The sequence below is a fragment of the Kordiimonas sp. genome (assembly GCF_048264555.1).
Taxonomy (GTDB): Bacteria; Pseudomonadota; Alphaproteobacteria; order Sphingomonadales; family Kordiimonadaceae; genus Kordiimonas.
In genome coordinates, this window is record NZ_JBLXCX010000004.1 from 383,868 (window position 1) to 402,154 (window position 18,287).

At 55.5% G+C, this 18,287-nt stretch carries 13 protein-coding genes and 1 other RNA gene; 8 read left to right on the forward strand and 6 right to left on the reverse strand.

The features are described 5' to 3' along the window. Positions 1-12: 12 nt before the first annotated feature. Both ACN0XZ_RS13770 and ACN0XZ_RS13775 read right to left on the reverse strand, forming a co-directional pair. Positions 13-2,838, reverse strand: a complete 2,826-nt coding sequence (locus tag ACN0XZ_RS13770) for a M56 family metallopeptidase (RefSeq protein ID WP_417458354.1) — start codon at positions 2,836-2,838, stop codon at positions 13-15. After that, entirely contained in the window at positions 2,838-3,209 is a 372-nt protein-coding gene (locus tag ACN0XZ_RS13775; RefSeq protein ID WP_417458355.1) for a BlaI/MecI/CopY family transcriptional regulator, read from the reverse strand. The genes ACN0XZ_RS13770 and ACN0XZ_RS13775 overlap by 1 nt, the downstream gene beginning before the upstream one ends. A 196-nt stretch (positions 3,210-3,405) precedes the next feature. On the opposite strand from ACN0XZ_RS13775, the gene ACN0XZ_RS13780 reads away from it, so the two are divergent. Further along, a complete protein-coding gene (locus tag ACN0XZ_RS13780; RefSeq protein WP_417458356.1) occupies positions 3,406-4,629 on the forward strand; it encodes a GGDEF domain-containing protein in 1,224 nt (407 codons plus the stop codon). A 67-nt stretch (positions 4,630-4,696) separates the two neighbouring features. Here ACN0XZ_RS13780 and ACN0XZ_RS13785 read toward each other — a convergent pair whose 3' ends face one another. Next, positions 4,697-5,827, reverse strand: a complete 1,131-nt coding sequence (locus ACN0XZ_RS13785; protein ID WP_417458357.1) for a beta-ketoacyl-ACP synthase III — start codon at positions 5,825-5,827, stop codon at positions 4,697-4,699. A 184-nt stretch (positions 5,828-6,011) separates the two neighbouring features. Here ACN0XZ_RS13785 and ACN0XZ_RS13790 point away from each other — a divergent pair, with 184 nt between their 5' ends. From ACN0XZ_RS13790 to ACN0XZ_RS13805, 4 genes are read left to right on the forward strand one after another with little or no spacing between them, the layout of a single operon-like run. Continuing rightward, positions 6,012-6,746 carry a TerB family tellurite resistance protein gene (locus ACN0XZ_RS13790; protein ID WP_417458358.1) on the forward strand — a complete coding sequence of 245 codons (735 nt, stop codon included), beginning with the start codon at positions 6,012-6,014 and terminating at the stop codon, positions 6,744-6,746. Further along, positions 6,743-7,639: a DMT family transporter gene (locus ACN0XZ_RS13795; RefSeq protein WP_417458359.1), complete on the forward strand. Its 897-nt coding sequence runs from the start codon at positions 6,743-6,745 to the stop codon at positions 7,637-7,639. Before ACN0XZ_RS13790 ends, ACN0XZ_RS13795 begins: the two co-directional genes overlap by 4 nt. A 6-nt stretch (positions 7,640-7,645) precedes the next feature. Continuing rightward, entirely contained in the window at positions 7,646-8,392 is a 747-nt protein-coding gene (locus ACN0XZ_RS13800) for an N-acetylmuramoyl-L-alanine amidase (protein WP_417458360.1), read from the forward strand. 10 nt (positions 8,393-8,402) lie between these two features. Next, positions 8,403-9,608 carry a tetratricopeptide repeat protein gene (locus ACN0XZ_RS13805; RefSeq protein WP_417458361.1) on the forward strand — a complete coding sequence of 402 codons (1,206 nt, stop codon included), beginning with the start codon at positions 8,403-8,405 and terminating at the stop codon, positions 9,606-9,608. Between the two features lie 69 nt (positions 9,609-9,677). Here the strand turns inward: ACN0XZ_RS13805 and ACN0XZ_RS13810 are convergent, their stop codons facing one another. Both ACN0XZ_RS13810 and ACN0XZ_RS13815 read right to left on the reverse strand, forming a co-directional pair. Further along, the gene (locus ACN0XZ_RS13810; protein ID WP_417458362.1) at positions 9,678-12,833 is read right to left on the reverse strand and encodes an efflux RND transporter permease subunit; all 3,156 of its coding nucleotides are present in this window, start codon (positions 12,831-12,833) and stop codon (positions 9,678-9,680) included. A 12-nt stretch (positions 12,834-12,845) separates the two neighbouring features. After that, positions 12,846-13,976 carry an efflux RND transporter periplasmic adaptor subunit gene (locus tag ACN0XZ_RS13815; protein WP_417458363.1) on the reverse strand — a complete coding sequence of 377 codons (1,131 nt, stop codon included), beginning with the start codon at positions 13,974-13,976 and terminating at the stop codon, positions 12,846-12,848. A 286-nt stretch (positions 13,977-14,262) separates the two neighbouring features. Between ACN0XZ_RS13815 and ACN0XZ_RS13820 the strand changes: the two genes are divergently transcribed. Further along, positions 14,263-14,937 carry a TetR/AcrR family transcriptional regulator gene (locus ACN0XZ_RS13820; RefSeq protein WP_417458364.1) on the forward strand — a complete coding sequence of 225 codons (675 nt, stop codon included), beginning with the start codon at positions 14,263-14,265 and terminating at the stop codon, positions 14,935-14,937. Between the two features lie 79 nt (positions 14,938-15,016). Here ACN0XZ_RS13820 and ACN0XZ_RS13825 read toward each other — a convergent pair whose 3' ends face one another. Continuing rightward, positions 15,017-15,238, reverse strand: a complete 222-nt coding sequence (locus ACN0XZ_RS13825; RefSeq protein WP_417458365.1) for a hypothetical protein — start codon at positions 15,236-15,238, stop codon at positions 15,017-15,019. 121 nt (positions 15,239-15,359) lie between these two features. On the opposite strand from ACN0XZ_RS13825, the gene rnpB reads away from it, so the two are divergent. Both rnpB and ACN0XZ_RS13835 read left to right on the forward strand, forming a co-directional pair. Continuing rightward, positions 15,360-15,732, forward strand: an RNA gene (gene rnpB / locus ACN0XZ_RS13830) — RNase P RNA component class A. 66 nt (positions 15,733-15,798) lie between these two features. Then, positions 15,799-18,285, forward strand: coding sequence for a zinc-dependent metalloprotease (locus ACN0XZ_RS13835; RefSeq protein ID WP_417458366.1), 2,487 nt, complete (start codon positions 15,799-15,801; stop codon positions 18,283-18,285). The last annotated feature ends 2 nt before the right edge of the window (positions 18,286-18,287 follow it).

Genomic DNA, 18,287 nt, shown 5'->3' on the forward strand with positions numbered 1-18,287 from the left:
CTGGAACTTAGTTTAGATATTGGTGTCATCTACCTTGGCAGGTTCCGGGGTTGGAGCCGGGCGCGGCGGTTCGGACGGGCCGTGTCTGCCGCTCCGTGCGTCCCCACGGGTGTATTTACCGTAGGTGAGGGCGGTTATGCGCTCCCGTTCGTATTTGGAATCGATACCCTCAATCGCGCCCTTGAGTGCTTCGTCCAGCTTCTCTTTGCCTTCAGGCATCAGGTAACGCAGCGCGAGCAGGGTTTCCGCTTTTTCATAGTCGCTATCGATCGCCGCTGCGGCGTCGATAACACCCCGCCAGGATTTTTCGCTCATCTTGCCGTAGGATGCTACCATCAGAATGGCCTGGCGCCGCTCATAATCGCTGTCGATCCGATGCAGAGTGTCGATCAATGTTTCTGTCGCGTCCTCCGATTCCTTGATCTGCTCGATAAAGCTGCCCATGAACATGCGCAGTTCATAGTCACTTTCGATGCGCTCTTTCGCAATTTTCGCAAGGCTTTCGATGTTTTTCTTGCTCAGCTTTTTCTCATGAATGATGGAGCTGAGGAGCAGGCGCTGCTCATAGTCGCTCTCGATCCCTTTCGCGACATCAAGAAGCTCTTCCATCATATCGCTGTCGAGTTCTGAACCGACAACAAAGGGGGTCAGCAGCAGGCGGATTTCATAGTCGCTTTCCATATTTTTCGCGAGGTCGATCAACACACCCATCGTCTGCTTGTTGACGCCAAATTTCTCAAGGTATGGGATCAGGAGAAGGCGAAGTTCATAGTCGCTTTCGATCGATTTTGCAGCCTTCAGCACCACAGGCATAACCTTTGGAGACAGCTTCTGCTCCATCATCATAGCGGTGAGAGCGAGGCGGGTTTCATAGTCGCTTTCAAGCCGCGCGAGCCGATCAACAAGCTTGAGCTGTTCTTTTTCGTTCAGCTGCGTCTGGCTCAGCAGATGCGTAGCGTAGATGCGGGTGACATAGTCGCTCTCAAGTTCATCGATTTCCTTGAGTACGCCTTTCACGCCATCGGTCTTCAGGATGCGTTTTACGCGCTGCGGTGCATTGAGCCCTGTTTCCCTGATCAGGGTGATCAGTGTTTCTGCAACCCACTCCTGACCATCAGCATCGAGGGCTTGTCTGTCCCCATCCACCCAATAGGTGGTCGCGATTTTGCCGTCGTCACCTTCAAAACGAACACGGCGGCGTGGCCCTTTGCCTTTGGTTTCAAGCTCAAGCTCGCCACCTTCGTCCACTTCAGCGACAGAACGCTCGTCGCTGGTCAGTTTAAAGTTGCCATCCCATTCAGCCTTGATGGTGTGGCCGTTTTCTGTCCAGACCATATTGCCGGTCATATGACCATTGTCGCTCGATGAGATGCTGACACTGCGGCTGTCGCCCTTGCGGTGCCCGCGCTTTTTGCCGTCGTCGCTCACGAAGGTAAAGTTATCGCCATCCACCTCAAGGGTACCTTTCACGTTGGAAAGGCCCATTTCGCGCATCGCGGTGTTAGTTTTAAATGGTTCCTCAACGGCAGCGGTGTCTACTGCGGCTTCAGCATCCATAACCCAGTCTTCTGAAAGGCTGGTTTCTGCGTTGAGTGCTTCCGCAAACTCAATGCTCGGCAGGCCAAGGGCCAGTACCACCATCCCGGCTGTCAGCCCGGACTTGGCGGCGATGCCGGCGTTTTTAAAGGGCAGGCGTTCGGCACCAATCAGGCGCTCTACCCGCGTTTTCAGCATGGATTTATTTCCAGCCATTGCTAATCCCCATTGTATCTGTCGGTTTTCTTGTATTTTTGTCGCGCAGGTAAAAAGGGCTGTGGCAACGGCTCTTGCGTCCGCTAGCTGCCGGGCAGCCCATTCGTCCGCGGCCAGTTCCGCGATATCTGTCAGCCGCCTGCGCGCAAGCATAAACATCGGCTGAAAGAAAAAGAGACGAGAGAGAAGTTGAAGCGCCATGAGCATGATGGGGTCGCGGCGCAACATGTGGCCTACCTCATGTGCGAGAAGGCTTTTCAACTCCTCGTGGGGCAGGTCATCAAAGGCCCAGTTCGGCAGGCAAATCTCGCGTCGGGGTAGGCAGATCGGGCTTTTGATGTCTGATGACCGGCTCAGGTAAGGCACATGACGGATATCAACCTCTGAACAGATTTCCCGTAGCGTTTGGTTTGCCTTGTGTTCGGCAGGCACACGGGTACGGCTGCCAAGGTCTTTCACCGCCAAACGGTAGGCGAGCGCCAGCATAGCAACAGCTGCAAGGGCTATGAAGCCCCACGCCAATGTGGCCAACTGTTTGGTGCTCAGGTCCGCAACATCATCAAGCCAGCTTGTAGTGGTATAGTCCTCGCTGTCGGTCTCGGGCATGGATATCTCGTGACCGGTGGCCATTTTGGCCATGGTTTTTGTGCTGGTTGTTGCTGTTGCGGACCCAAGGATTTGGCCTTCTGGTCCTTCAAGGTTAAATACAGGTGTGGCGGCATCTTCCACCGTGATCGCCTGTTTGGGGATCGCCTGCATCGGAATGTCATTGTCTGGCACAAATGCTTTGCCAGCTTCGCGCTTGGGGGCTAGCCCTTTAAGCGGGCGGCCATCATCAAGGCTTTGAACGAGCGCGGCCGTTGGTGTGTGCTCGATGGTAATGGGGCCGGAAAGCCAGTCACCCACCGGCAAAAGTGCGGCGAACGAGCCCGCAACGGCCAGCTTCCAGGCCAGTTCCGCCAGGTCTGGTGTGTTGATCAGGCGGATTTTCTCGAAAACCCACACGGCGCCCATCATAACCGTGCTGGCGATCATGAATTTCGCAAAGAGGGAGACAAACGGCAGGTCTGCAATAAAATCAAACATCAGTTTTCCTCCTTCTCGAGGAGCGCCTCAACATCCTTCAAATCGCTCTGATCGAAATCCCCTTCGCGCACCAGATGCGCCAGCAGCGCCTTGCTGTCCCCTTTGAAAAGGGTGGAAACGAGCGAGGAAACCATGGAGCGTTTGACATCATGCTCATTAATCTCAGCCCGGTAGATGCGTTCCCGCCCACGGGTTTCAGATGACAGAACACCCTTTTTCTCCAGCCGTGACAGCACGGTTCCGACGGTTGTGTGCGCAAGCGATAGGGCCTCGAGTGCCTGTTGCACATCTTTCGCGGAGCCTTCGCCAAGTTGCCACAAAACCTGAACAATTTGATATTGCTGGTCGCTGAGCTTGATGTTTCCTGCCATCGTTCAAACCTTTTCTACTACATGTGTAGAAGTGATTTACTACAGCTGTAGTAGGGCGTCAAATATTTTTTGACAGCCAGGTGGAATATGCGGTGAAACGTGCTTCGCGAGAGTTAGTGTGCAGGTTCGGTTTGCAAAACGAGATATTTTCAATAAGGTGTTGCGCGACCGAGTGGGAAACGAGCGGGGGAGCTTCGTGACTCTTGATGTGCCGACACTGATCGCCGCAACAACCTTGATGTTTGTGCTGGCGTCTTTTGCTTTGACCGCGCACTGGCTTGCCAATTTGGGCACGCCGGGCCTTCGCTCTGCAGCGGCAGGCGTGGCAGCGGCAACTGTGGGCAGTTACCTGCTTATCCCAGGGGGCGGGGCGCCGTCTGCTCTGTCTATCGTGACAGGTGAACTGCTGATTCTTATCGGCCACACATGGGTATGGCTCGGGATCGCTGCATTCTGGAATTCCCGTTCAAAGGTGATTGTATATGTGGCCGCTGCCATCATGGCTGTTGCCGCGGGAACGCTTGGGTCGCATGTGGTTGAAGGCGGGAATGCGGCTGTTCGCGGTTCCATGTTGTCAGCCTATATAACGGTCTTCTCTTTTTGTACGGTGATAACCTTGGTGCGTGCGCTTGGTGGGCGGCGTGCTTTTTATAAGGGTATTGTCAAACGCACATCCGTGGGGGCGGCGATCGCCGCTGCGGTGTTCGCGGCTCACGGGGTGTTTCATCTATACCGCTCTTACGAGTGGCGGCAGTTCCAGCCCGATGTGAACTATTTTGAAGGCTTGCCCATTTCTGTCTGGACCCAGGTAGAGGCAATGATCTTTGTGCTGCTGCTGGCGCTTGTGGTCATTATCATGACGGCGGAGCGGCTGCAGAACGAGCTGAAGATACAGGCGATGATGGACCCGCTTACGCAGGCCTTGAGCCGCCGGGCCTTTATGACCGTGATCAAAACCGTTGTGGCACGGTCTCGGCGCCTATCGGAGCCTGTGTCGCTTATCATGATTGATATTGACCGGTTCAAGCGAATCAACCTGCGGTATGGGCATATGGTGGGGGATACTGTCCTGAGCCAGTTTGGTGAGCGGGTAATGGAGGGCAGGCGCGCCCAGGATGTCTTCTGCCGCTTTGGCGGTGAAGAATTTGTGCTGTTGCTGCCTGGCACCCCGGAAGAGGGCGCGCAGTTGGTTGCGGAACGTGTGCGCACCTCCATCACGGGCACCCCCTTTGTATGTGGCGAAAAACAGGCATCGCTTACCCTTAGCATCGGCGTGATGACCGCGAGAGGGGACGATCTCTTATCGGATGGGATGCTGGATTCTGCTTATAAAGCGCTAAAGCAGGCCCAGAAAAAGGGCACTAACTTCATCGTCTCTGTCGGTGCGGCACCAACTGCACCGCCACCGGCTGTGGAATAACTCGAACAGGCACAAAAAAAGCACGCCCGAAGGCGTGCTTTTTTATGAGTTGATAGTGGCGAACAGCCTAGAGCTTTTCAACCATCAGGCTGCCGATGGAATACCCGGCACCAAATGAGCAGATGATACCTTTATCGCCAGCTTTCAGGTCACTTCGGTGTTTGTGGAACGCCACAACAGAACCGGCGCCAGCCGTATTGCCATATTCATCCAGCACAGTTGGTGCCTCGGACGCATTAGGTTCACGACCCAGCAGTTTTTTGGCGGCATACATGTTCATGTTGATGTTGGCCTGATGCAGCCACATGCGGCTCAGGTCCTCAACTTTGAGGCCATCATTTTCGAGCTGGCTTGAGATGAATTCCGTCACCAGCGGTAGCAATTCCTTGAATACCTTACGGCCTTCCTGCACGAAGAACATATCGTCGCGCAGCATGCTGTCATCATCAAGACGGGTCATCGGGCCATAGTGCGAGCGGATATTGCTCGAGAACTGGGTTTCAGCTTTTGTGCCAGTCACTTTCCAGAGGTCTTTGCTTTTGGCGATATCAGCGCGCTCAAGCACAACGGCTGTGGCGATATCGCCAAAAATAAAGTGGCTGTCCCGGTCCCGGAAGTTGACCATGGTGGAGAATATCTCAGGGTTTACCATCAGGATACGGTCTGCCGTGCCGCATTTGATAGCGTTCACGGCGGCGATCAGGCCATAGGTGGCGCTTGAACATCCCATGACCATATCAAGCGCGGAACCTGATGTGCCCAAGTGATGTTGTACTTCAATGCCAATCGCCGGGAAGTAGCGCTGCAACACCGCAGCGGAGCAGATGATCTGGTCGATCTCATCCGGCTTGACGCCCGCTTGTGCCATCGCTTCCTTGCCAGCCTCAATCGCCATATGAGCCTGGAAGCATGCATTCTCCTGGTCGCCGTGTCCGCCTTCCGGCATTTTGGACATCATGCGGTCGAGGTCCATCACCCCTTCAACATCCACAAGGTGGCGGGCTTTGATGCCTGACGCTTTTTCAATGAATTCGGCACTGGAATGCTGTTTAGGCGGCAGAAGGCCCGCGTCAATGTCCGCCTTATGGTGGGCATTATACTGGTCAACATATTCGTTGAATGTTTTTACCAGCTCTTCGTTTGTAATTCGGTTGGGTGGTACATAAAGACCCGTACCCGAAATAACTACATCCACCATGCCAACTTTTCCTCAATTCCGATACCGACAGCAGGCCAGATTATGACGGGCCTGTTACAATGGGGGCTCAGATATACTGCCTTTTTTCTCATCCGCCAACCAATCATTGGCGGAATATCTGCCATGCAAAAAATGACTTAGTTTTCTGTAGGATGGCTTAAATCGCTGTGCTAACTCTCAGGCTATGTCGATCTGGGGAAAAATAATCGGTGGAACAGCGGGGCTTGCCATTGGCGGGCCTCTTGGGGCTTTGCTTGGCCTTGCTGCTGGTGCGGCGCTTGATGCGGGCGTTGAAGCAGGTAACCGCACAAGCGACGCCACCCGCCACGTGACCTTCACCATCGGTGTGATTGCACTTGCCGCCAAAATGGCCAAAGCCGACGGCCGGGTGACGCGGGAAGAGGTGGATGCCTTCAAGCAGGTTTTCCGGGTGCCGCCTGAAGAAATGCGCAATGTTGGCCGTGTTTTTGATATGGCCCGCCAGCACACCGCAGGATTTGACGCTTACGCCAAGCAGATCGCTGACCTTATGCGTGGCAATAAAACAGTGCTGGATGACCTCTTGGAAGCCCTGTTTTTTATTGCGAAAGCGGACGGTGAAGTTCACCCAAATGAGCTGGATTACATCCGTGCGGTGGCGCAGATATTTGGCTACACCAAGGAGGAGATCGCCTCCCTTGTGCATCGGCACATTGGCGCGGACCCTGAGTGCCCCTACGGCGTTTTGGGGGTGGACCCAAAAATAGGGAATCAGGAGCTGAAGTCTCACTACCGTAAACTTGTACGGGAGACCCATCCTGACCGCTTGATTGCAGAAGGGGTTCCTAACGACTTTATCGCCGTTGCAACCAGACGGGCGGCAGAGATCAACGCGGCATACGATAAGATCGTGGCTGAACGAAAGAGGACCAACGCGTGAAACTGCTCGATATCCTCCTTGTGATCCTGATTGCTATTGTATGGGGTGTTAACTTTGTGGCGGTTAAGTACGCCGTGGCGGACTTCTCCCCGATGGTGGCGAATTGTGTGCGCTTCATTGCGGTTGTGATCGTTCTTCTGCCGTTTTTGCGCGTTGTGCCAGGCCGCATGGTTGATGTGGCCCTCGCCGCCATAACGCTTGGTGTGGTCCATTTTGGTGCTGTTTTCTGGGCTATGGAGCTTTCAGACGGTGTTGGTTCTGTGGCTATTGCTTCGCAGCTTAATGTGCCGTTCTCAACCATTCTGGCCGTGATTGTCCTACGCGAGACAGTCGGCTGGAAGAGAGTTGCCGGTATTGCACTTAGTTTCGCAGGCGTGCTCGCGCTCGGGCTTGACCCGACCGTATTTGATTATTGGCAGGGCCTGTTGATGATGACCTTCGCCGCTCTAATGTATTCCGTTTCCGCTATTCTGATGCGCAGGCTCAAGGATGTCCGTGCCGTGACAACACAGGCGTGGGTTGGGGTTGCCGGTGTTATCGGTTCGGCACTTCTCTCACTCACATTTGAGGACGGTCAGGTGGAGATGGTGAAAAGCGCAGGGCTGATGGCTTGGATGGGGGTGCTTTATAGCGGGATTGGTTCTTCCGTGATCGGCCACGGCGGCGCGAACTATCTTTTGCGTAAATATGAGGTTTCCGTTGTGTCGCCATACTTCCTGATGACACCGGTGGCGGCTGTGTTGGCTGGTATCTGGATCATGAGTGAAGAGTTCACATGGCGCATGGCGCTTGGTGGTGCGCTAACGCTCCTTGGGGTGCTGATCGTGACACTACGAAACAATGCACGATCGACCAAAGTTGCTGAAGTGGGGGAGGACCGTGCGGCGGTCTAAGCTGAGATGAAAGACGTTATCTACATCCCGTCTCCCAACTGGAACGAGCGGCCTACGGGAATAGAGATTGACACGGTCGTTATTCATTACACTGGCATGGAAAATGGTGATGCGGCACTTAAGCGCCTTTGTGACCCTGCGGCTGAGGTGTCTGCGCATTATATGATCGAAGAAGATGGCCGCCTTTTCCAGATGGTGGATGAGGAGAAACGCGCGTGGCACGCTGGCGTTTCAAACTGGTGCGGGCGGGAAAATATCAATCACAACTCCATCGGCATTGAGTTGGTGAACCCAGGGCATGAGTTTGGGTACAGGGCTTTCCCAAAACCGCAAATTGAACGCTTGATATCACTTCTGTCTCACCTTAAATCATGCTATAATATAACAGAAAATGGTTATGTTGGTCATAGCGACATCGCGCCGGGCCGCAAACTTGACCCGGGGCCGTTATTTCCCTGGAAGTTGCTTGCGGAAAATGGTTTTGGGTTATGGCCATCATGCGATGGGAAGAATTTGAGTACGGTCATGATGGATGGTCAAGAAAATGACCCAAAAAGCGGCTATGCCATCAAGCTTAATAAACAATTAGGTATCGTTGGATATCATTTAGACGACATTCAGAGTTTCGACGCCACACATCAGTCTGTAGTTCGTGCCTTCCAGGCACATTGGCGGCCCGAGACCGTGTCCGGCCAGGTTGATATTGGCACCGCCATGGTGCTGGAAGATATCGCGGGGCAGATACGCCAATAGGGGAAAGTATATGAAAACGTTGCTTCTTTCGACCGCTCTTACAGTGTTCGCGAGCCCGGTTTTTGCACAAAATACAACTGTGGGGAATGAGCATCGACCGAACGAGCATACGGTTGCTTGTCTTGAGGCTCCAACGCGCGATTGTGCGTTTACGGCGGCGCTTCAGACCGTTATTGGCGAAGAGTTTGGTATTGAGCGCGCGAAAGTGCTGATTGGTGTTGCTCGCTCAATGATCGATACCGGGCAGGTGGACCAAGCGAAGCAAACCCTCATGCTGGCACTTGATGAAGCCCGCTCGGTACGGTTGACGCTGGTGACACAGGAAAAAATTACTGAGATTGCACCGCTCTTGGCGCGTGCGGGTGATGTGGCCGCAGGTCTCGCGCTTGTTGAAGAGCTGCAAAACGAATCGGTCAAAGACACCACGCTTACGGAAATCGCGGAAGAGGCGATTAAATCGGGCCAGTTGGCTGATGCACGTGTTGCGCTTTCCCAAGTGACGAACCGGTCAAAAGCTTTTTGGCGGGAGTTAAGCCTGTTGTCTCGGGCGCCACGCTCAGCGCTTGCGGCAGTAGACCTGAAAGAATTGGAAGCAGGGGTGCGAGCCCTCGCGCGGGTTGATCAACGCTATCGCGGGCTTGTGCAGCTTGCTGTAGTGGCCGACCGTAAAGGAGACGCCGCCGAGCGCAATGGATACCTAAGCGAGGCGGATGAGATGTTCTCGGGCGTTGTGGGCATCGGTACGCGCGCGGATGTCACCGCACAGCGTGTGCGCTCCATGTATGATGCGGGCATGGACCCGGCGTTTGTGCGTACGAGCTACGATCTGGCCATCCTCCATGGTGACCGCCTGCGCGAAGACGCGGCAAAAGCCGACTTTGCTACAAAAATTGGTGCAGTTGAGGCAGGTATCGGCTATCTGGGTTCGGCGCTTGACCGTCTTGCAACCTTTAAGGAGGTGGACGCCAAGGCCTCCTATCTTGCGTCGCTGCGGACAACGAGTAGCCAGGGTGACTTGGCGGGCCAGTTCCGTGGCGTGCTAAGCGAGGTTGGGCAAATTCAGGGTGCGTATGAGCGGGATATCGTGCGTCTGTCACTTCTTGAGGGCGCGCTTGGTAACGCAGATATCGGCCTTGCAACCAACATTGTGAGCTCGATGGAAGATGATGATAATCAGGCTCTGGCGCTTGCATTGATGGCACCACTGCTTGACTAGGGATAAAGCTTTGATGTGAAAAAAAGGCTGGCGATGGCGCCAGCCTTTTTTTTGAGCGCTTTAAGTCTGTTAGCCTTCTTGCGCTGCAGCGTCTTGCCGGGCTTTGGCTGCGCCTTCCCCCGGTGCTGTAACCTGCCTGCGGCGGGTAAGCCACAGGAAGGCCGCGGGTGCATAATAGAAGCTCACGACCATGGAGAGGAATGCGCCACCTGCCATGGCGATCGCGAAGGGCGGCCAGAAAGCGCCACCCGCAAGTATCAATGGCGTGAAGCCACCCACCGTCGTGATGGTAGTGGAGACAATATGCCGCCCAGTTTTCATCACGCCTTCAACAACCGCATCTTCGTTACCTGCCCGTGCTTCCGGCATGCCGCGAAGCTCTGAGAGGATGACAATGGCGGCGTTGATGGCAAGGCCCACAAGCCCCATAAGGCCGAAGATCACAACAAAGCTTAGTGGGTAGCCGAAGAACCAGAGCGAGAAGAGGCCAAGGCCCGCTGCCTGAACGGCGGCGGCAAAAGTAACAAACGCCATGCGGAAGCTATTGAAGGTAAGGACGATAGCGAGCAACATCAGCACCAGCAAGAGCCCAACGGTGCCAAACAGTTGGCCCACGGCTTCGTTGCGCTCTTCGCTTTCACCGCCAAACTCAACCCTGTACCCCGGCGGAATATTCAGTTCAGCTTTATCAAGCTCACGCAGCATGGCCTGAAACGCCACTTCGGGCAGTACGTCAAAATCCAGATACGCCATCACTTTGTTCATGCGTACGCTGTTGTAGTGTTCAATGGTGCCCACTTTGGTGGAAAGCTTGACATCTGCGACAGCGGAGACGGGGATATCGGCAAACGAACGGTCCTGTTCGCGCCCTGAGTTGGGGGCGATGAGGCTCATATTCGCGATTGAATTTGTGTCCTGCCAGTTGGCGCGATCCGCAATAATTTTCACAGGGACCTGCTGGGTTTCCTCAATCACATATGTCGCTGTGATGCCGGTGGTAAGCGCCTGCAACTGGCCTTCAAGCTGCTTGAGTGTGAGACCTGTGACAGAGACATCATCCTCGCGTGCTTCCACTGTAACCATGGGCCTGCCCGCCTTCAACGTCATCCGTGTGATGGTCACATTCGGAAGTTTGCTTAGGATAGCACGGATGTCCTCACCAAGGCGCTCAAGCGTCGCGAGGTCAGGCCCCAAAACACGCACCTCGATGGGGGCGGTGATTGGTGGACCAGTGCCAAACTCACGCACAAGCACAATAGCTTCCGGCAATGTTTCAGTGAGTTCAGCCTGAAGGCGCGGGATCATCTCCGGGATTTGGTCGAAATGTTCGACCGTCACCACGCCAACGCCTGCATTCACGAGGCCATCGGTTTGCGCGACCATCGCATAATAGAATTTTGCGGGCCGGGTGCCGATAAACCAGTGTGAGCTTTGAACCGCATCCTCTGTCTCAAGCCGCCTCTGCACCATTTCAACCGCTTTTTGCGTCTCTTCAATGGCCGTTTGTGCGGGCATATAAAGCTCGATCCGGAACTGGTTGCGGTCACTTGTGGGGAAGAACTGTTCGGTCAGTTGGCCTGCCAGAACAAAGCCCATAACGGGAATAGCGGTGGCCGCGATCATGGATCGGATCGGATACCGAACCGACCATTCAAGGCTCTTCTTGAAGCGGCTTGAAAGCCACTCAGCGTCCACACCATCCCGCCACCAGACGCGTTTGATGTGCGCCTTGGGGTCACCACCCGGTGCGCGGCCCTCAACAACACGGCCAGCAACCGCTGATATGATGGTGAAAGCAATCACATAGGATGCAATGAGCGATGCAATCACGGCGGCGGGCACCCCGAGAAGGAAGTCTCCCGCATTGCCGGGCATCAGCACAAGCGGCATGAAAGCAATGATTGTGGTCATGGTTGAGCCCAGAAGCGGTAGCCACAGCTTGCGTACGGTTTTTGCTACAGCAACAGACCGCCGCACGCCCTGAAGCCTCAGGTGCTGGATTTCGTCCGTTATCACAATGGCGTTGTCGACCATGATGCCGAGCGCCACGATAAGACCCGTGACGAGCACCTGCTGAATACGCAGGCCCATCATGTGGGTCATGGCAAGCGCCGCGAGAATGGTGAGCGGAAGGATAGAGGCAGATACGAGCGACGCACGCCACCCAAGCGATATAAGAAGCACAACAAGCACAACAAGGGCGCCTTCAGCCAGATTGCCCATCAGGCCGTGCAGACGTTCATCCGCATAATCGCTTTGGTCAAAAATACGGTCCAGATGCACGGAGGAAGGCAGCGTGCCGCGCATCTCTTCCATGATGTTGCCGATCTGGGCTGACCAGGCATCAACGCGGCTGTCTTCAAACATGCGAACGGCGATTACGACGCCATAGTGGCCGTCAAGGTATGCCAATTTGCTGGGTGGGTCTTCAAAGCCGCGCTCAATGGTGGCGACATCGCCAAGGCGCAAGCTGGCACCACTTTCATCCAACCCAAGCGGGATGCGGCGAATGCGGGCAAGACTATCTAGTGCGCCGGCTACCTGAACCACCATGCGGTTCTCACCGTTCGAGACCACACCAGCAGCGCCGCGCGCATCGGACCCCTGAATGCGTGCAGCAACGTCAGCCATGGTCAGGCCGTAAGCTGCCAGTTCCGCGTCATCTACGGTAACGCGAATTTCTTCCTGCGGCAGGCCGATGATGTCGACAAAGTCGGTGCCGGCAAGATTGCGAATTTTGCTTGCAATCTCACTCGCGTGACGACCAAGGATCGCATAGTTGATGGGCGTGTCTGCATGCCATGTCAGGGAAAGAATACCTGAGTGCGCATAGATGCGTGTGTCTGAGAAGTCTGGCACGCTTGAACCTGCTGGCAGATCAGTAACTTCCGATACTTTATCGCGCAGGCGGGCAGTGATCGGTTTTGCATCGTCGACCCTGTCTTCCAGTTCAATGGTGATGAGGGAAACGCCGGGGTTCGATACGCTGCGCACGGTTTTTACCTCGGGCACTTCCCGTATCTTGCCTTCAAGCTTTTCTGTGATTTCAGCTTCGACCCGTTCGGCGTCGGCGCCAGGATAAAGCGTTGTTACCTGAACGATCCGGCTTTCCATGTGCGGATCTTCAAGCTTGGGCATATTGAAGAAGCTGTTGAAGCCCGCAATAACGATCAAAAGCAGGATGAGCCATACCACACGTGGGTGGTTATAAAGGGAACCTTGCATATACGCCCCCTATTATCGCTGTGCAGCGACGGGTTGCCCCGGCAGCAAGCTCACGCGTTGATCGGGTGCTAAGCGTTCAACACCATCGGTGATGATACGGTCGCCATTCGAGATCGTGCCGGTGACAAATACGCGGTTGGTGTCTGTATAAAGAACCTGCACATTCTCGAAGCGCACATGGGGGCCGTCATTGCCGTCAATCACCTTGTAAACCCGCCAGAGGCCACGCACGTCAGAGGAAAGCGCGCGGATAGGAAGCCAGGCTCCCGTAGCGTTCTGCCAGTCACTGACAACTGCTGTTATCAGCTCCCCGCGGGAGGCTGCCTCTGCTGGCAGGTTGAAGGTGACCATCATGGTACGGGTCTGGCCTTCAATGGTTGGCACAATCGCGCGGATGGTTGCACCCTCAATGAGCTGGCGTCTGCCGCCGCGAAGCTCAACAGGGGCACCGCTTGCCATCGCGTTTGCATACTCTGGTGGCATGCCGATATGCGCTTCCATATGGTTGTTTTCAGAGAGCTCCAGAAGAGTTTTTCCCGCGCTCACGACCACACCTTCATCAAGCGTGCGGGCCGTGATAACGCCTGCAAACGGTGCTTTAATGGATGCTTTGTCAATGTCAACGTCAAGGGCGGCAACGCTGGCCTCAAGGCGTTTGAAACGGGCGCGGAGGCTGATGGCGTTTGCTTCCGCCTCATCAAGGCGCTGCGCCGAAGCGTGGCCTTGTTTGAATGTTTCCTGCGCGCGTTTGAGCGTACGTTCCGCAAGGTCAAGCGACGCGGCAACTTCCTCTTTCTCGGCCAACAGTTGTGCGCGCTGTGCCTGCAGCCTTGCTGTATCAAGTTCCGCCAGCACGTCGCCTGTGCGCACAACACTTCCAAGGTCGACATTGATTTTCGCAACCGTTCCGCCAAGCTCAAACGCCATGGCACTAACGCGGCCCGGCACGGCACGGCCAGTGAAGGTGCGCCGCGCACGGTAGCCGTCTTCAATCGCAACCTCGGTGGTGCGCACGGGTAATGCTCTGCTTAGCCCGGAGTCTGCTGCATTTTGTGCGGGCGAGCGCACGGCAAACATCACGGCAATCACGCCAGTGACCGCAAGGATGCCGGTTAGTTTGTAGAGTTGTGTCCTCTGAATCATCGTCAAGTCCTGCTGTTGTGGCTCGGGCCAGGCCTTTGGCCTCTATTGTTTCAGCACGCTTATATAATAAACTGGACCGTCCAGTCCAGAAAATAATTTATAAGATTCCGTAGGGTAATTTTGACAATTTACACTTGATGTCTCGCATATAGTATGATGCCATTAGCATTTGTAGACCCTATAGTCTAAAAAATAAATGTGGCGGACCTTCAGGTTTGCAACTTGGCCCGTTAAAGGGTATGGAGTGCGCCACCAACAGCAACAAATGCTCTGAAGAGGCTCACCAGTGTCAGAATCGGCTCCCATCCGGCAAACCACGGTCCCATCCACCCAGAATGACGATGACCGCCCGTCACGCGGGCGTCCGCGCGATGTGGAAAAGAACAGCGCCATCGTTGAGGCGGCGAGCTTGCTGTTTCTCGAGCAGGGGTTTGACGGCACAAGCATGGATGAGGTTGCCAAGCGGGCTGGCGTCTCAAAACAGACGGTATACAGCCACTTCTCCAGCAAGGAGCAGTTGTTCTCCCATGTAATCAAGGTGACGATTGAGGAATATTACCCTGATGCAGCATTGGCCTCTGTGGAGCATCACACCCTGGAGGCTGACCTTCTGGCGGTGGCCGAGACATATGTGCGCCTGTTGATGAGCGATAAGGCCATTGGCATGCACCGGGTGCTCGTGGCGGCTGCTCCCAAGGGTACAGGCTTCGCGCAGATGTTCTGGCAGGCGGGCCCTGAGGAGATGACGATCAAGCTTTGTGAATTTTTGCAGAGCTGGGTTGATAAGGGCGAGCTTGCGATCACTGATCTTGAGAAAGCAGGGGGCCGTTTCATCACGCTTCTTAAGGGAAAGCTGCATTTCTCGCTTGAGATTGGGCTGATCAGCAGTGTGACGGATGAAGATATGAAGGAGCAGGCCCGCGATGCGGTTGACTGCTTCCTGAAAATATACCGCGCGTAATAGCACGCCATATACGCACAATAAAAAAAGCCGCCTCGTCTGGGCGGCTTTTGCACTTGTAGGCAATATCAGCTTTGCCTTAGTCGGAACCGTCAGTCGATTCCATATTCTCGCCCTTGAGCTGCTCGTTCATGTAACGGGCATTCTTCTTGTCGCCTTCAAGGGTGTTGGGCAGGCTATTGACCTGCATCTCGGTGGCTGGGCCCAAGGTTTTATCAAATATGATCTCATCGCCTTTGCCGTCAAACATGCCGCATGCGGAGAGCGACGTCAGCGCCGCGATCAGGAGTATCTTTTTCATTTTCTATCCTCGGCCATCAGGCCAACAGTGGGTACTTACGCGTTGGTCGGGACTTTGCCCTAAAACTTGGCCCACTTCAACAGGCTTGACGCATCTTGCGGGCTATGCTCTTAGAAGTGCGGCAGATGGCTGGATGGCCGCCGCCATGGGCTTGCGCCTGTGGGGGAGGAAAGTCCGGGCTCCACGAAAACACGGTGCCGGTTAACGGCCGGCGAGGGTGACCTCAGGGAAAGTGCCACAGAAAGCAAACCGCCATATGCGTATGGTAAGGATGAAAGGGTGCGGTAAGAGCGCACCGCGCGCCTGGTAACAGGGGCGGCACGGTAAACCCCACCGGGAGCAAAACCAAATGAACGGTAGCCCTTAAGGGCAGGGCGGGTTTTCGCGCCTCCGTTGTGGTAGGTTGCTTGAGCCTTATGGCAACATAAGGCCTAGAGGAATGGTCATCGCCTGCGTTGCAGGTACAGAACCCGGCTTACAGGCCATCTGCCTTTATCTTCTTCTTCCATTCTTTTTTTCACACGCTAATGTCTCTTGAGTTCAGAAAAAGGGGACAGCGTATGACACTCATGAAAACCATGTCGCGCGGGGTATTGGCGGGGGCTGCACTGATAAGCCTATCGTGCACCGCATTCGCAGACTTTAGAGAAGCGACCAAGGACCTTGAGTTCAAGGACGGCCTTGTTGATACTTATGTGGACCACGGCAAAGCGCGGGTGTTGTTGGCGCTTGATAAGCCGGATGAAAACGGCATCGCAGGCCGTTATATCTATGCGGCTTACCTGACCGGTGGGTTAGGCTCGAACCCTGTAGGCCTTGACCGCAGCGTGCCAAATGGGGGTGAGATTATTTCCTTCCGCCGCATGGGTGACAAGATTGTTGCCATGGTGGAAAACTGGAATTTCCGCGCCACGGCAGACAATGCGGCCGAGCGCCGCGCGGTTGAGACGAGTTTTGCGCAGTCCATCATCTGGACCGGTGATATCATGGAAGAGGACGAGGAGACCGGGCGGCTGCTGGTTGATTTTTCTTCCTTTCTGACGCGGGACGCCGTGGGTGTGGCAGCGCAGCTTAAAGCGCGCGGGCAGGGTAACTTCTCGCTCGCGAAAGCGCACACGCTTGTGGATACAAAAGCGGCCTTCATGTTCCCTGAAAATGGTGAGTTTGACGCTTATGTAACCTTCAATTCATCGGACCCGGGCCGTGAAGTGCGGGCCACCACCCCGGTGCCAGAGGCAGTGACGCTGATCGCGCACACGAGCCTCCTCAAACTGCCGGATGATGGTTATAAAACCCGGCTTTATGACGAACGGGCTGCACTGATCGGGCTTGATTATGTGGATATGTCAGCACCGCTTGCGGGCGACACGGTTGTGAGGCTTGCCCGCCGTTTCCGGCTTGAAAAAGATGAGAGCGGCAAGGTGATCAAGCCGATCATTTTCTATATTGATAATGGCGCGCCTGAGCCGATCCGTTCTGCACTGCAAGAAGGTGCAAACTGGTGGGCGGATGCTTTCGCAGCGGCCGGGTACCCGGGTGGGTACCGTGTTGAGATTTTGCCGGAAGGGGTACACCCGCTTGATGCCCGCTATAATGTTGTGAACTGGGTGCACCGCGCAACGCGTGGCTGGTCATACGGTGCCGCGGTGGCTGACCCTCGCACGGGCGAAGTGCTGCGGGGTGTTGTGCTGCTGGGTAGCTTGCGTGTGCGGCAGGATATCAAAATTTTTGAAGCGCTCGCTGGGGCTGGTAAAACCGGGACGGGCGTTGCTGATGACCCTGTTGAGCTTGCGCTTGCGCGCATTCGCCAGCTGGCGGCGCATGAAGTGGGGCACGCACTTGGTTTCGCCCACAATATGGGGGCCAGCACCTATGATGACCGTGCCAGTGTGATGGATTATCCAGCACCTGATGTGCGGGTAGGTGAGGAAGGTGCGCTTGATTTCTCCTCCGTTTACGGCATCGGTATCGGCACATGGGACAAATGGACAACCAATTTCCTCTATGGTGACTATGGTGATGTGCCTGAAGCTGAGGCCCAGGCGGCATTGATCCGGGAGGCGGACGCCTATGGCCATCTTTACGTCTCAGACCCCGATAGCCGTAGTATCTCAAGCGGTCATGCACGCGGCGCAGTGTGGGATACGGGCAGTGACCCGATTGAAAGCCTCAGGAACACCTTGAATGTAAGGCGTATTGCGCTCGATAGTTTTGGCATGGGCAACCTGCGCGCGGGCGAAAGCACCACTGCCCTTCAAAGCAAGTTTGTGCCGCTTTATCTTTATCATCGCTACCAATTGGCGGCGGCGGCTAAAAGCCTCGGCGGCATGAACTTCGTATATCGTCATGAAGGGGACGGGCGCCCGGCCCCAGCCCCTGTGGCGTGGGCAGAGCAGCAGAAAGCGCTGGACCTGCTTCTTGAAACGCTGGCGCCTGCAACGCTGGCTATCGCCGATGACGTTGTGACGGTGCTGTCACCGCTTGGCTATTCAGACGGGGACCCCCAGTTCAACCGCGAGGTGTTTGATAATGCAAGTCGTCCGCTTTTTGACGCAGCCAAGGCTGCGGCGAGTGCGGCTGCGCTCAGCTTTGATGCGCTTCTTGATCCGGCACGGCTCTCGCGCGTTGCGGCACAGGGGATGGCTGCCGATGAGTTCCCCGGTCTTCGTGCGGTACTCGCGCGTGTTACCGGTGCGATGATGGCAGAAAACAAGGGTGACGGTGCCAAGGACCTGGCTTTGCGCCAGCAAGTGGCCGGTAGCTATGCGGAGCGACTGATCAGCCTCGCACTCGGTGAAGAAGTGCCGATTGTTGTGCGCCAGGAAAGCCGCGCTGCCTTGATGGATGTGCGTGCGCGGGCCGAGAAAATGCGCCGCCGTGACGGTGCGTTTGCCTCTGGCCTTATTGCGCGGATTGATGACGCTCTTGCGCGGGCCCGTACGCCAGCCGTGAAAGAGCCCGCTCAGGCGGGTGTGCCGCCCGGCAGTCCGATCGGCAGTGACCAAGGCGAGCCGTGCTGGCACTGTGATAGTGCATTTGAGAACTGAGC

Coding starts and splice junctions, on each gene's coding strand:
- ACN0XZ_RS13770 (WP_417458354.1), bottom strand. CDS start 2,838: ATGTTTGATTTTATTGCAGACCTGCCGTTTGTCTCCCTCTTTGCGAAA.
- ACN0XZ_RS13775 (WP_417458355.1), bottom strand. CDS start 3,209: ATGGCAGGAAACATCAAGCTCAGCGACCAGCAATATCAAATTGTTCAG.
- ACN0XZ_RS13785 (WP_417458357.1), bottom strand. CDS start 5,827: ATGGTGGATGTAGTTATTTCGGGTACGGGTCTTTATGTACCACCCAAC.
- ACN0XZ_RS13790 (WP_417458358.1), top strand. CDS start 6,012: ATGTCGATCTGGGGAAAAATAATCGGTGGAACAGCGGGGCTTGCCATT.
- ACN0XZ_RS13800 (WP_417458360.1), top strand. CDS start 7,646: ATGAAAGACGTTATCTACATCCCGTCTCCCAACTGGAACGAGCGGCCT.
- ACN0XZ_RS13805 (WP_417458361.1), top strand. CDS start 8,403: ATGAAAACGTTGCTTCTTTCGACCGCTCTTACAGTGTTCGCGAGCCCG.
- ACN0XZ_RS13810 (WP_417458362.1), bottom strand. CDS start 12,833: ATGCAAGGTTCCCTTTATAACCACCCACGTGTGGTATGGCTCATCCTG.
- ACN0XZ_RS13815 (WP_417458363.1), bottom strand. CDS start 13,976: ATGATTCAGAGGACACAACTCTACAAACTAACCGGCATCCTTGCGGTC.
- ACN0XZ_RS13825 (WP_417458365.1), bottom strand. CDS start 15,238: ATGAAAAAGATACTCCTGATCGCGGCGCTGACGTCGCTCTCCGCATGC.
- ACN0XZ_RS13835 (WP_417458366.1), top strand. CDS start 15,799: ATGACACTCATGAAAACCATGTCGCGCGGGGTATTGGCGGGGGCTGCA.